At 54.3% G+C, this 14,483-nt stretch carries 11 protein-coding genes; 1 reads left to right on the top strand and 10 read right to left on the bottom strand.

The window, feature by feature from the left end; translation table 11 throughout:
* Positions 1–8: 8 nt before the first annotated feature.
* The 6 genes from QZ280_RS15380 to QZ280_RS15355 all read right to left on the bottom strand — a co-directional run bounded on the left by QZ280_RS15380 (position 9) and on the right by QZ280_RS15355 (position 7,920).
* Positions 9–938: a dihydroneopterin aldolase gene (locus QZ280_RS15380; RefSeq protein ID WP_293445885.1), complete on the bottom strand. Its 930-nt coding sequence runs from the start codon at positions 936–938 to the stop codon at positions 9–11.
* Positions 939–1,022: 84 nt separating this feature from the next.
* Entirely contained in the window at positions 1,023–1,655 is a 633-nt protein-coding gene (locus tag QZ280_RS15375; protein WP_293445940.1) for a cell wall hydrolase, read from the bottom strand.
* Between the two features lie 149 nt (positions 1,656–1,804).
* Positions 1,805–4,342: a putative PEP-binding protein gene (locus QZ280_RS15370; RefSeq protein ID WP_293445849.1), complete on the bottom strand. Its 2,538-nt coding sequence runs from the start codon at positions 4,340–4,342 to the stop codon at positions 1,805–1,807.
* 64 nt (positions 4,343–4,406) lie between these two features.
* A complete protein-coding gene (gene glyS, locus QZ280_RS15365) occupies positions 4,407–6,464 on the bottom strand; it encodes a glycine--tRNA ligase subunit beta (protein ID WP_293445846.1) in 2,058 nt (685 codons plus the stop codon).
* The gene (locus QZ280_RS15360; RefSeq protein WP_293445844.1) at positions 6,464–7,000 is read right to left on the bottom strand and encodes a DUF6446 family protein; all 537 of its coding nucleotides are present in this window, start codon (positions 6,998–7,000) and stop codon (positions 6,464–6,466) included. Before QZ280_RS15360 ends, glyS begins: the two co-directional genes overlap by 1 nt.
* The gene (locus QZ280_RS15355; protein ID WP_293445841.1) at positions 6,997–7,920 is read right to left on the bottom strand and encodes a glycine--tRNA ligase subunit alpha; all 924 of its coding nucleotides are present in this window, start codon (positions 7,918–7,920) and stop codon (positions 6,997–6,999) included. Before QZ280_RS15355 ends, QZ280_RS15360 begins: the two co-directional genes overlap by 4 nt.
* 235 nt (positions 7,921–8,155) lie before the next feature.
* Between QZ280_RS15355 and QZ280_RS15350 the strand changes: the two genes are divergently transcribed.
* Entirely contained in the window at positions 8,156–9,910 is a 1,755-nt protein-coding gene (locus tag QZ280_RS15350) for a serine protease (protein ID WP_293445839.1), read from the top strand.
* 2 nt (positions 9,911–9,912) lie between these two features.
* On the opposite strand, the gene QZ280_RS15345 is transcribed toward QZ280_RS15350, so the two are convergent.
* The 4 genes from QZ280_RS15345 to folE2 form a co-directional block, all read right to left on the bottom strand.
* Positions 9,913–11,508 (bottom strand): thiamine pyrophosphate-binding protein, encoded by a 1,596-nt coding sequence (locus QZ280_RS15345; protein ID WP_293445837.1) that lies wholly within the window; start codon positions 11,506–11,508, stop codon positions 9,913–9,915.
* Between the two features lies 1 nt (position 11,509).
* Positions 11,510–12,958, bottom strand: a complete 1,449-nt coding sequence (locus QZ280_RS15340; RefSeq protein ID WP_293445835.1) for a TrkH family potassium uptake protein — start codon at positions 12,956–12,958, stop codon at positions 11,510–11,512.
* 85 nt (positions 12,959–13,043) lie between these two features.
* Positions 13,044–13,271, bottom strand: a complete 228-nt coding sequence (locus QZ280_RS15335) for a DUF1127 domain-containing protein (protein WP_293445832.1) — start codon at positions 13,269–13,271, stop codon at positions 13,044–13,046.
* Between the two features lie 115 nt (positions 13,272–13,386).
* Entirely contained in the window at positions 13,387–14,481 is a 1,095-nt protein-coding gene (gene folE2, locus QZ280_RS15330) for a GTP cyclohydrolase FolE2 (protein WP_293445829.1), read from the bottom strand.
* Between the last annotated feature and the right edge of the window lie 2 nt (positions 14,482–14,483).

Genomic DNA, 14,483 nt, shown 5'->3' with positions numbered 1-14,483 from the left:
GGACAGCTTTAGGCCGCGCTGATATCTATGCGCTCAATAGGGATGCTCCGACAAGCGGTTTTGATACCGTTCGGCAGGTCTTCGCCAATCACCAACACTTCCAGCGCACCAATCTGAGTGGCCAACCAATCCGCCAAAGCTATTGGGCTGTTGATCAGTGAAATCGGGCTTTCCACCGCATCCATCACGAACTTTCGTGGAGCCCAAACGCAGATTTGGTCGTTTTTCATCGCCCAATCCAGCTCTGTTCGGGTTTCAACAACGGCGCAGCGTGGTTCTCGCGCCGCGAAGGTCCACGCTTTCTGCTCAATCGCTAACAAATCAACATGAGCTTGTCCCGTTTCGGACCCTACATCCGCAATCTTGTCATCCCCAGCCACCGTAAAAATCAAAGGGGCGTCCATCGCGCTTAATTGATCCACCCAATGATCCAAATGCGCACTTTCCAAAGCAACCGCGCTCAGATAGACAATCCGTGCAGGATCAGGCGCATGGCCTAGGATCGTAGATTGCGCCACACCTGACAACTCGCGGACAATCTCAACACCAAGCGCGCCACCTCCACGATCCAGCTTTTCAATGCGCAGGAACACGCGTTGTGCTTGGGGCTCCTTTAAGATGCGATCCGCAATCCGTTCGGCCAGCGTTTCGAGTAAATTCAAACGCTCTGCTGCGAGTTCGATGTTAATCGCTTCTGTGACACTGTCATAAGACAGTATAAGGTCCACGTCGTCGCCAAGGTCTTGGGTTACATGGCGCACTTCAACCACAACATTAAAGCTAAGCCGCTGCGTTATATTGCGTTCTGCCTGAAAAGCGCCGATTTCGACAGAAACGATGTGATCTCGCAGTGAGATGCGATCAAACATAGGATCCGTTTGGCTGGCGAGTGAGCGCGCGCTTGGATGTGCAAAAGCCTGTTTAATCTCATCGTTCATTTGAGACGCCCCGTTTCATTGACCACAAGAGTTCCGACCTAGCCGCACTCTCATGCGCTTAAACGTTTTTCTCAAATTAAAGTGCTAGTTGCGGCTCACGCGCGATGGTTCACGATAGAAATGATGAACCCCTATCGTTGCGGTCCGTGGGAAAACGCGGCTCCACTTCGGGCGCACCGCTTTGGTGTGATAGTGCGTGGCGCCTTTGGTCAGCGACTTGGGCATATCAGACAGCATGAGTTTCGCAATTTTACGCAAACGCGCGTAAGTGGCTTTTTCCGTGATGTTCTCTGCGCGACCATCGCAGGTATAAGTAAATTGGCACGCAAACTTACGGCCCGTGCCTTGGTTGATCACGCCGCATACCGTGCCTGGATAACGACGATCATCAACGCGGTTCATTATGACTTCGGCAACCGCAAATTGCCCCTTTACCGACTCACCACGCGCCTCAAAATATAGTGCTTCGGACAGGCACGTCAGGTGTTTGCCCCCTTTAGCGGCGGGCAAGGCGTCCAGAAAGCTGCGTGTATATTCGACAGAGCCGATGCTGCCCGTGCTCACACGTCGAAATAAGGCATCAACGCGCGATTGCGTCAAACGCGCGAGCGCTGTTTCATCGCGTTTGATCATTGAAGACAATTCACCCGACACCGCTTCTGCTGAGGCAGGCAGTGCGAAAAGGGTCAAAAGACAAGCGATCGAGGTCGTACGCATCAGGCTCACAGGTGTTATTTCAATCCCTTGCTAGATATCACCAAAAGGTAAAAAATCTACCCCAGGCCAAATCACGACGTAGCGTCGCTCAGAACACCGGAAAAAAGAATCGCGATTTTTTCAACATCTTGTGGGAAAGCTTTAGCACACTACTGTAAGTGGTCCAAAATCGCCAGTTGCGCTGCTGCTAATCTTGCAACAGGCACCCTAAACGGTGAGCAAGACACATAGTCAAATCCGGCAGCCCGACAGAAGGCAATCGATTCGGTATTGCCCCCGTGCTCGCCGCACATGGATAATGTCAAACCGGGGCGCGCCGCGCGTCCACGTTTGGCCCCTAGAATAAGCAATTCGCCGACGCCATCCACATCCAATGTGTGGAACGGATCTTCCTCAAACACGCCTTGGCGTACGTACTCGGTCATAAACCTGCCCGCATCATCACGTGACAAACCGTATGTCATTTGGGTCAAATCGTTGGTGCCAAAGCTCAAGAACGAGACGTTTTCAGCAATATCTTCCGCACGCAAAGCTGCACGCGGGGTTTCGACCATGACTCCCAACTGGTATTCGAACTCCGCCCCTGTTTCTGCCTTCACGGCCGCCGCAACAATATCAACGCGCATCTTCACGAGTTCGACTTCACGTTTGGCCGACACCAAGGGGATCATAATTTCGGGGACAATCGCCACGCCCTCCTTAGAGACATCAATCGCCGCCTCAAAGATCGCACGCACTTGCATGTCGTAAATTTCGGGCACCGTAATGCCTAGACGCACGCCGCGCAGGCCCAGCATAGGGTTGTATTCCCCCATCGCTTCGACCCGCCGCGTGACATCTGCGAGCGGAATATCAAGCGCTTCGGCCAAAGCGCGATGGCCGGCATGATCGGAGGGCAGAAATTCGTGCAAAGGTGGATCAAGCAGGCGAATGCACACGGGCATGCCCGCCATAGTGCGGAATAGTTCAGTGAAATCGGCGCGTTGGACCGGCAACAAGCGCTCCAATGCGGCGCGTCGATCTTCGCTGTTCTCTGCAAAAATCATTTCGCGCATGACCGTAAGGCGATCATCTTCAAAAAACATATGCTCGGTGCGGCACAGGCCGATGCCCTGCGCTTGGAACATTTTCGCGGTTTGCGCGTCGGCAGGCGTGTCTGCATTCGCGCGAATACCGATATCACGCTCCGCATCTGACCATGTGAGCAAGGTTTGAAACGCATCATCCAACGTTGCTTCCAGCATGGAGACGGGACCAGCCAAAACCTCGCCGTGTGTGCCATCGATCGTGATGATATCGCCCTCTTTGAACACACGACCATCGGGAGAGGTCAGCAATTTCTTTCTTAATTGGAATCTCAACTCGGTCGCGCCTACGACGCAAGGCAACCCGATACCACGCCCGATAACGGCCGCATGCGAGGTCATGCCGCCACGCTCCGTCAAAATCGCATTGGCCGCGTGCATGCCGCGAATATCTTCGGGCGATGTTTCGCGCCGCACCAAGACACAAGCCTCGCCCCGCGCCGCACAAGCCTGCGCATCCGCTGCGGAAAATACGATCCGCCCTGTGGCCGCGCCAGGACTTGCCGCAACGCCGCGCCCCATGACATCACAGGCAACACTGCGATCCACTTGGCGGTGCAACAATTCATTCAGCGCGGATGGCGGCACGCGCATCAAGGATTCTTGCCGCGAGATAATACCGTCTTGGGCCAAACGCACCGCACTTCTGACAGCGGCGCGGCTGGTCCGAGAAACCCGAACGCCGTCTAATAGATACACCCGCCCGTCTTCGATCACGAATTCGACCTGCATTTCTTCACGCAACTTCTGGCGCATCAAACGCGCATACTCGACCAAACTCGCAAAGGCCTCTGGCGCAAGCTCTTCCAAGGAAGGCCCACGCGCGTCTCGCTCTAAAAACAGCGCTTTTGTACCGCTCTCTAGCGCATCACGCCCTTGGCTCTGGCTTAAGTAGCGTCCCGTCAACTGCTCCAAGCCAGTCTCGGGATCAATCAGTTGTAAGACACCCGACCCACATTCGCCCTTACCAAACCCAAGCGCCATGGATTGCACTACAAGCCCAAGCCCCGCATCCGCAGGCGCACCCTTCGCCTGACGCAACAAGCGCGCAGATGTGCCGTCCCACGCGCGCGCCATAGAGCGTAGAACTTCCGCCAATTGCACCGCAGGATCCTGCGGGAAAGGTTCATCGGTTTCCTCTTCATAGGCGCGCAACGCCGCGCTCAACGACGCTTCGCCCTCTGCGCCAATCTCGTCAAATACATCTGGATCAAGACGCGCCACCTGTATTGAGTAAGAATGAACAAATCGTGCATAAAGCGACGCGGCCACATCTTTCCCCAAACGTTTCGCGAAATCATCAAAGCGCGCTTCGTTCATACCGATGTTCAAAATGGCGCTTGGACCACCCCAATCGGGATCTTCTGACGACGGTCGCACACAAAGCAGTTCGCCCACTTCAAAAGGTGACAAAAGCAGCTGCATATCCGGCATGTCGCCGCGCGCGATATTGTGGACCGCCTCAAACGACAAACCCACCGTGCGCGGCACAGGCAGATCCAAACGCACCAAACGCTGCAAACACTTCGTGCGCCCGCCGTGCGTGTCGGGTGACACGGGCGCTGTTGCGGTGATCAGCGTCGTATGCGGATTATTCTGCACTGCGGCATCCTCTTAACGGTTGCGCGCAGCATAGACCTCAATTCAGTTCACGCAAGCGCTGCCTTTATCCCTCAACCCGCGTCAAATCGGCGACAGAGCCGACAAGTTTGCGAATATCACTGAGCAAGTTCAAACGATTACGACGCACAGTCTGATTGTCGCTGTTCACCTGCACCGCTTCAAAGAACGCATCAATCGGGGCGCGCAGACCGGCCATGCCGCTCATGGCAGCGGCGAAATCCTCGGTCTTCAACGCCGCTTCAATCACGGGACCTTCACTCGACAAAGCCACGAACAGCGCTTTTTCTTCTTCGGTTTCAGCGAATTTCACATCGCCACCGTAAGAATACTCGACGCCGTCCTTGTCTTCTTCTTTAGACAGAATGTTGTTGGCGCGTTTAAATCCTTGCAGCAAGTTGGTGCCGTCTTCGGTTTTCAAGAATGCTTCCAAAGCAACCGCGCGTTTGACGAGCAAAGCGAGATTGTCATTGCCCTCCATCGCGACGCACGCATCGATCACATCATGTCGCACACCTTGGTCGCGCAAATAAACTTTGAGACGGTCATGGAAGAAAGAGAGAAGATCGTCAGAATCGACACGCATATCTGCCTTTGTGAACAAAGGCTTACTTCTGATTGTCAGATCATTCTCCAACACCAACCGAATAACGCCCAAAGCAGACCGTCTCAAAGCGAACGGATCCTTAGATCCCGTTGGCTTTTCATCAATCGCCCAGAAACCCGTAAGCGTGTCGATCTTATCCGCCAAGGACACAGCCACTGACACAGGCGCTGTCGGCACCGCATCGGATGGGCCCAAAGGCGCGTAATGCTCTTCAGCCGCGGCCGCCACTGCCGCAGTTTCACCAGCGGATTCAGCGTAATAACGACCCATCAAGCCCTGCAATTCAGGGAATTCATAAACCATTTCAGAGCTCAAGTCAGCCTTGGCAAGCTTCGCCGCGCGCTCAGCTTCATCCGCGTCCGCACCCACGACGGGGGCCAACTCACGCGCCAAAGCGGCGATACGTTCAATTCGTTCTGCCTGCGTACCAAGCTTGTTGTGGAAGGTCACGTTGGAGAGCGCAGCGGTCCATGACGCCATGTCGGATGTCGCCACCCGCAAATCGTTTTCCCAGAAGAACTTCGCGTCAGACAAACGCGCGAACAGGACCTTTTGGTTACCCGCAAGGATCGTTGCGCCATTATCGACGGTTTCGCGGTTGGCGACGGTGATAAAGCGTTCAATCTGGTCCGTTTTGGCATTCTTTACAGAGAAAAACTTCTGATGTTCCTTCATGGAGGTCTGCAACACTTCTGGCGGCAAGCCTAGGAAATCTTCGGCAATCTCGCCCATCAGTACAACAGGCCATTCCACCAGCCCTGCGACTTCGCGCAAAAGCCCTGCATCTTCAACAACTTCCAAGCCATTGGCGAAGGCTTGGTTTTTCGCGTCTTCCCAAATTGCATCCGCGCGCTCACCAGCGTTCAGAACGACGAAAGCACGCTTAAGCTGCGCCTCATAATCCTCGAAGCCGTTCACAGTTATCTGCTTTGGGGCCATGAAACGATGGCCATATGTCACCTTGCTAGAGGTAATCCCGTCTACATCCAAAGGCACGACCTCGCTGCCCGCTTTGTCACTAAGCACGCAAAGGATCGAATGCAAAGGACGCACCCAACGCAATGATCCAGCACCCCAGCGCATGGATTTAGGCCATGGGAAAGTGCGGATCGTCTGTTCCAGCACCTCGGCGATGATCTCAGGCGCGGGGCGGCCCTGCTTTTCGAAGCTCGCAAAGTAGACCGCACCTTTGGGCGTGTCGCGCTCTTCCAATTGATCACGGGTAAGACCTGCGCCACGCAAGAACCCTTCAATCGCTTTGTCAGGTGCGCCGACTTTGGGACCTTTGCGCTCTTCACGCACGGTTGGACTTTCTGCGAGCAGACCCTCAACCGTCAGGCACAAACGCCGCGGCGTCGAAAATGCAGCGGCAGAGGCATAGGTCAAACCCGCCTCAACCATGCCATCCGTCATCAGTTTTTTCAGATCATCCGCAGCGCGGCCTTGCATGCGTGCGGGGATTTCTTCGGAGAACAGTTCAATCAAGAGATCAGGCATTAGTTTTGTCCTTCGACGTCTTCACGAGGTGGGCAGGCTTCCCCCGTGGGCGAGCCATCATAGGCTTTCGCACCGCAATCATTGAGTTCGTGCCAGACGTAGCCGCGACCGTCTTCGGTGATGGCGACAACGCGGTCGACGCCGTAAGCAAAGTTCTTTTGCGACAGGAACGTAAGCGCTGTCCCCACTTCTAATTCTGCGCCAATCGCTTCCGCGTCAAAGCAGTCAAACCAACCCGGCGCATTGCGCGGTTCCGCGTTCTCGAACGCGACATAGGTTACGCTGAGCAATGCGTGGCTCATCTCTGTAGTAAAGCACGCGCGATAGCGAATGGGCGAGCTGCTGCCGTCAATCGCTTGGAAATTTTCAAACAAAATCGGCTCAGGCTCGCCCGACATCAGCGACACGAGTTGTACGTCGTCGCCTTGTGCAGAGACCTCTTCGTAAAAAGCGTAGACCTGCAAATAGTACATGGCCCCACCGGCCAAAAGCGCTGAAAACACGGTGAACCCCGCTAGAAATTGGCCCAGTCTCATTGAACGTGACCACCCGCAGTGGTTTGCACAAAGGCATCGGCACAGGCTTTCGCCAATGTGCGCACGCGTCCGATATAGGCTTGGCGTTCAGTGACAGAAATGACCCCGCGCGCGTCGAGCAAGTTAAAAATATGGCTCGCCTTGATGCATTGATCATAGGCGGGATGCGCCATGATAATACGTTTGCCGGTCTTCGGATCGTCATGCGTTTGATCCAGAATATTGGCGCATTCGGCCTCGGCTTCTTCAAAATGGCGCAACAACACATCGGTGTTGGCCACGTCAAAATTCCAACGCGCGAATTCTTCTTCGGTTTGCTTGAACACATCGCCATAGCTGAGCGGAATAGGTGACTGCGGATCGTTGTAAGGCATGTCCATCACGTGATCGCAGTTCAAAATATACATAGCCAGGCGCTCTAGACCGTATGTCAATTCCCCTGCGACAGGCGCGCAATCATGCCCGCCGACCTGTTGAAAATAGGTGAACTGGCTGACTTCCATACCATCACACCAGACTTCCCAGCCAAGCCCCCACGCGCCAAGCGTCGGGCTTTCCCAATCGTCCTCCACAAATCGGATGTCATGCATCTCCATATCGACGCCAATTGCCTCAAGCGAGCCAAGATAAAGCGCCTGAAGGTCGGGTGGGCTAGGTTTGATCACGACCTGATACTGATAGTAATGCTGCAAGCGGTTCGGGTTCTCGCCGTAGCGCCCATCCGTGGGGCGGCGCGAGGGTTGCACATATGCCGCTGCCCAGGGTTTCGAGCCAAGCGAGCGTAGCGTTGTGGCCGGATGAAAGGTTCCTGCACCAACTTCCATATCATAGGGCTGCATCACAGCACAGCCTTGTGAGGCCCAATAGGACTGCAAACGCAAGATAATCTCTTGAAATGATTTAGATTTTTCTGAATTCATTACAGTAGCCGCCAGATAGATCGCACGCACCGCGCGCCTTTGGGGTTGATTAGCCTCTGCATCCTCGAGGGTCAATCAATCAACATACAGTGTTTTTCACGAGAATGTTGTGCATATCCTGTGGACTATTGCCTAAAAATTGCCGAAAATCACGCCTAATCTGCCCCTAATGCAGAACGATACACACGTGAATTCAAAAACCATGTCCAGCACTTCGTTTTACGAGGCTATTCCCATGAAGCGCATCTTTCTTTCTTTCGTTTTGATCTTTTTCGCAGCCCTGCGCCCCGCCTATGCGCAAGACGCCGCTTGGGTGCAAATTGAAGCACGACCGAGCTTGAATGCCGCGGAAAGCCGTGCGCGCTCTTATGCAGCAGCACTGCCTGATGTGAACGGTTTCTCGCTCGGCGGTGGATGGTACGCAGTCGCGCTTGGGCCGTATTCACCAGAAGATGCGGCAACGGTTTTGCGCAATTACCGCAATGAAGGCCGCATTCCACGTGATAGTTTCATCGCTTTCTCCGCTGCATTTCGCCAACAATTCTGGCCAGTGGGTGCCAACCTTTTGAATGTCACGCCTTTGGCACCAGCCCTTTCCAGCGAGGCTGAAACAGTTGCGGAAGCCCCTGCCGCCGCGCCGGAACCTGCAGCAGAACCAGAAGTGCCAGACGAAACACCCCGCGAGGCCCGTGCGAGCGAAGCAGCTTTGTCGCGTGATGCGAAGAAAAACCTCCAGATCGCTTTGCAATGGGCTGGGTTTTACAACGCGGCAATTGACGGATCTTTCGGGCGTGGCACGCGAAATTCCATGGCCGCGTGGCAAGAAGCGAATAACTTTGAAAAAACCGGTGTTCTGACCACGAAACAAAGGGCTGTATTGTTCCAGCAGTATAATGCGGTGTTGGATGGTTTGGATTTACGACTTGTCGAGGACACGGATGCGGGTATCGAAATTGCCTTGCCCACGAGCGCGGTCACGTTTGATCGTTATGAGTCGCCCTTTTCCCATTATGAGGGCACTGGCTTTGTGAAAGGTGCGAAAGTCATCCTAATCAGCCAAGCAGGCGATCAAAACACGCTATTCGGTCTTTACGACATCCTACAAACACTCGAAACCGTGCCGCTTGATGGCGAACGCAAACGCAACAAAAACGACTTTGTGCTGACTGGCGAGAACGACAGCTTTATCTCCCACACAGAGGCGAGCTTGAAAGACGGTCACGTCAAAGGCTTCATGCTGATCTGGCCCACTGGTGATGAAGAGCGACGCACACGTCTTTTGGGGGAAATGCAGACCAACTTCACCCGTCTTGAGGGCGTTCTGAACCCGACCGCGGGCACGGATGAATTGCAAGCGATTGATCTGGTTTCAGGTTTGAAAATACGCACACCCAAGCTGTCACGCAGCGGCTTTTACGTGTCCTCCAACGGAGCTACTTTGACCACCTTGGATGCAGTGCAATCATGCAGCCGGATCACCATAGATGGCGACTATGACGCGCAAATCAGCGCAACGGACAACACTAATGGCTTGGCCCTATTACGCCCCGACGAAACGCTTGCGCCAGCAGGGATCGCAAATTTCCGAAATGGCCAACCACGCTTGAAAACAGAGATCGCGGTTGCAGGCTACCCGTTTGAGGGCGCTTTGAATGCACCCACGCTAACTTTCGGAAAGCTGGCAGATCTACGTGGACTCGGCGGGGAAACCACCCTCAACCGCCTCGAAATGGAAGCGATGTCAGGTGATGTTGGCGGTCCAGTGCTGGATACCGCAGGCGCGATCATTGGCATGTTGGCCCCTAAGGAAATGAAGGGCCGTGCATTGCCAGCGGGCGTTGGTTTTTCTGTCCCCAACAGCGTGATCGCCGCAATGCTGTCAGATGCAGGCGTTGAGACGGCTGAAGCCACCCAAAGTGCTGCTCTGCCCACTGAAGATCTGGCGAGCCTTGCGGCAGACATGACCGTCTTGGTCAGCTGCTGGGAGTAGCTTCAGCCATCCAAAATTTCTGGCGTCACATGAATAAGCGTTGGTCCGCGTTGGGCCAGCGCTTTTTTCATGACCTCTGCCAAAGCGGCTAGATTTGCAGGGCGCGCGCTTGCAGCTCCGTAGGCTTCCGCCAATTTGCAAAAGTCAGGATTGCGCGCGACGACCGCGTTGGGAGCAATCTGACTGCGCACCATACTATCCTCGATCTCTTTCAGCTTGCCATTGTCCCACAAAATGATCGGCAAACTCAGCCCAAGCTCGACCGCGACACCCAATTCTTGCAACGTGTACTGGAACCCATAGTCCCCTGCGATTGCCACAACCGGCTGATCGCCCACGCCAATCTTGCCGCCAATCGCAGCGGGCAATGCATAGCCAAGCGTGCCGAATCCAAAGGGATGATGCCAATGCGCAGGCTTTGGCATGTCCCATATTTCTTTGGCCACATAGGCAAATTGGGTCATATCTGAAAAGAACATCGTTTCTTCTGGCAGCACGACTTCAAGTGCATCGCAGATTGGCACTATGCCCGGCCGCTCTGCATCAGTTTCCGCACGCCAACGCGCACGGGCAGAAGTCACCACATCCGCGTCCCAACACGGATCGCGATCATCCACACGTGCAGGGATTGCAATTGCCAATGCGCGTAAAAATGCTTCTGCGTCGCCTTGTATCAACAGGTCATCTGTCTTGCCTTGCGCCAAAACGCTCGGATCCAGATCAACGCGGATCATCGGGCAATTATGTCCAAGATCACTGCGCCATAGATCCACTTGCGCAAGCTCTGTGCCGACGGCAATCACGAGATCCGCTTGCGCGAAAACCGCAGTGCTATCTGAACGCGCTAAGGTGCTGCCAAAATCCAGCGGGGTTCCAACTGGCACGACCCCGCGCCCCGCATATGTCGTGAAACTCGAAGCACCCGTCATACGCAGCAATTTGCCCACCACATCCGCGCCTGCGACTGCACCACCGCCAAACACGAAGATCGGTTTTTGCGCCGCTAGGATCATCGCTATCGCTTGCGTCAATTGCGCCTGAGGGGTCTGCGGTTTTGCAGGTCTCGGTAATATCGCAGGCGCGTCATCCGTGAGGCTGCCCGCCAAAGCAATCGGCACCTGAATGTGTTTGGAACGCGGGCGCGCTGTCGCAAACTCTGTGAACGCACGATCAATCAGGTGATACGCGGCGGAGGCGGAGCGCGCCTCCTCGGACCATTCACAGACCGTGCGCGCGGCCCCTGCTTGATCGAACATCTGGTGCAATTGCCCGCGTGTCGCGGATGTTTCATCCAAACAAGACGAAATCGCCAGCACAGGCACGCTATCCGAATAGGCCTGCCCCAGTGGCGTCATCGTGTTGCACAGACCCGGCCCTGTGATCACGTAAGCCACACCCGCCTTGCCGGTCGCACGCGCATAACCATCGGCCATAAAACCCGCACCCTGCTCATGTCGCGCAAGTATATGGGTGATGCCCGCCTCTTCGATACCGCGATACATTTCGACATTATGCACACCGGGAATGCCGAAAATTACATCCACGCCGCGCGCTTTTAACATGTGCGAAATCTGCGCGCCTAGGGGTGCTTGTGGCATATCAACCTCTCCAAAATCCAACTGTGAGGATGGCGTAGACCGCCAGCAATTCCAAACGTCCGATCAACATGCCAAACGCCAAAAGCCATTTAGCAATGTCGTTCAGGCCACCGTAGTTGCCCGCAGGTCCAATTTCTGACCCTAAACCGGGGCCAATGTTCGCCAAAGCCGCTGACGCGCCAGACAAGGCAGTGATCAAATCAAGGCCTGTCATGCTTAGGGCGACAGCTAAAAGTCCAAGCGTCACCACAAAGAAAACAAAAAACGACATGACGGAGCTTAGCACGTCTTCACTGACCGTGCGGCCCTCATAACGGGGCGAGAACACGCCGTTTGGCGAGTGGATTCGGCGCATTTGTGTGCGGATTGATGCAAACAAGAGCTGGTAGCGAAAGATTTTCACCGAACAGGCCGTCGATCCAGCGCAACCGCCAATGAGGCCAGCGAAAAAGAAGAGCGCGACCAGGAACGGTCCCCAAAGCATGTAATCCGCGCTCGCGTAGCCTGTGCCCGACACGATAGAGACGATGTTAAACAACGCGCGCCTGAATGCAGGCTCGAACGCGCGATCTTGACCAATGGCGAGCACCGCCGCGCAGAGCACCACTAAGAAAGCGATGGTCATCATGAAACCACGCACTTGGGCGTCTTTGAAAACGGCTGTTTGATTGCCGTTGAGCAATTGTACATACCGCACGAACGGCAGTGCTGCGAGCACCATAAACAGCGCCGCCGCATATTCGATGGATCCCGAAAACGCCCCGAAAGAGGCATCATAATTTGCGAATCCTCCAGTCGCGACCGTGGTCATCGCATGAACGCTGGCATCAAACGCATTCATGCCAAGCAGCATGTAGACCACCGCACAAACGAGGGAAATACCGACGTAAATATAGGAAATTTGCGAAGCAATCGCTGTCGCGCGCGGCAGGATTTTTCCCATAGTATCAAAGCCTTCCACACGGAAGATTTGCATACCACCGACGCGTAACTCGGGCAGGAACACCATCGCTACAACAATGATACCAACTCCGCCTAGCCACTGCATCAAACCGCGCCAAAGAAGGAGGCCCTTGGGCAATTCATCAAGATCAGAAATAACTGTAGAGCCGGTTGTGGTAAGGCCCGACATTGCCTCGAAAAATGCATCCACAAAGCGCAGTTCTGTTTCGCCAAACATGAATGGCAAAGCGCCAAACACAGGCAAAGCAAGCCATACGCCCGTTGTCAGCAAGAAGGTTTGCTGAATGTTCAGACCTTCTTTGACACCGTTTGAGCAGGAAAGTGCGACAAGCACACCGACAAGACAAGTGATCAGAGCGCTTTGAAGAAACGCAGGCCAGTGCCCGCGTGCTTCGGCCAGATCTACGAGCAAAGGGAGCAGCATCGCCATCCCAAGCATCATGACCAAAAGGCCGATCACATATCCAACTGGGCGCAGGTCCAACATAACGCGAAGGCTTGGCCGAGCACCCCTGCCCTGTCAAGCACCCGCGCGCACCATGGCCCCGCGGATTGCTTAAGTGGTTACTTTTTTAAATGAACAGGTCGCGGAAAACATGTCGCGCGATTTCATCACGGCGCAAGCCTTTTGCCGCAAGCTGTTCGTCGCTCATGTCCATGTAATACTGCAATTCAGCAGTACGCGCACGTGCATGAGCAAAACTTGTGAGCGCGTCCATAATGTGTGCGCCGATGCGCTTAAAGAAAGACGCGGAAGCGGGATAAGATGCGCTTGTTGCACCAAAGTCGAGAACAGCCATGTGAAACCTCAATCATTATAAGCTCTGTTCAGGGCTATATAGGATGTGATCTAAGCCATTGGTAGTGTGGTATCTTTGTTAATACTGCAATGCAGCAATGCACGCGCAGCAAAGCTTACCCAACGTGAAACAGCGTACTGAACAGTTTGGGATCAAGGCTGGTCGCCGCAAAACTCGGCCCTTCGGTCAACACGCTGACAGCATCGTGGCTATGCAAACTTTCTTGATGCGACGCGACAACACGGAAATCCCCGATACGGTTATCTTGTAATAGTTGCTCGCAAAACAAACGCGCGGCGTCTTCCACGAAAATCGGATTGGCGGCGTTCAGCTCGGCGAAGGCTTGCTCGTCCTCGCGTTTTACCATGACTTGCGTTTCCGTTGGAACGGCTTTGCGGCAGTGCTCAATCAGGTCCTCAAACCATAGGATTTGCTTGCCGATCAGTTCTACCGAAATGCGTGCGACCGAGCGTTGCGAATGCGGTGTTGCGAGTTGCCCACGCTCACGACGCGCATGTTCACTGAGCTCAAGCGAACAAGGACAGGTTGACGAATACACATAATCCACATGCATGAATTTCTGGCGCACACCATTTTGTTCCGCCAATTCCAAAGCGATCTTGTAATATTGATAGCCCGTCAGAGCAGAACGCAGGCTTTCGATTTTGACAGGGAACGAGAACAGCATCTGAAGTCGCGCATCAAAGCTTTCCAGATCGGATTTATAGTCATCCAGCGCATCCTCGATAACGTCAAAGCTAAAGGTTTGCTCCGCATGACGATAGAACGTGCGCATGATGCGAGACATGTTAATGCCCTTCTTGTCCGCCTCCAAGCTGACTGTGCCGGTTACAGATGTTTCAAGCGTCAAATCGCCACCGTGTTTGGTGTGAAAGCGGATCGGCAGGCGAAAATTTGAGATCCCCACGTGTTGGATAAGCTGCTTTGAGCCACGAATAAGCGAGCTGGGACCGTTTTGCAGATCAGGCAGCATTGCTTTGTAAGCTGGATCACTTTTGAAATCCTCAGGGTAGACATTGCTCAGGCTTGGGGTTGTGTTTTTTCCAAGCAGCTCACGCACCCTAGGATCAAGCGCCGTGATGTCTTCGGCGCTTGCCCGACTGGCCCAATCTATCAATACCTCCAAAGCCGCTTTCGCATCCTTTGCGTCTGTCTTTGCATCGCCATTTACGTCGGACTGGATATTCATCT

The organism is Planktotalea sp., from assembly GCF_018607995.1.
In the GTDB taxonomy this organism is placed as follows: domain Bacteria; phylum Pseudomonadota; class Alphaproteobacteria; order Rhodobacterales; family Rhodobacteraceae; genus Planktotalea.
Note: the sequence above shows the minus strand (reverse complement) of the source record. Positions and strands in the feature narration are given on the sequence as shown.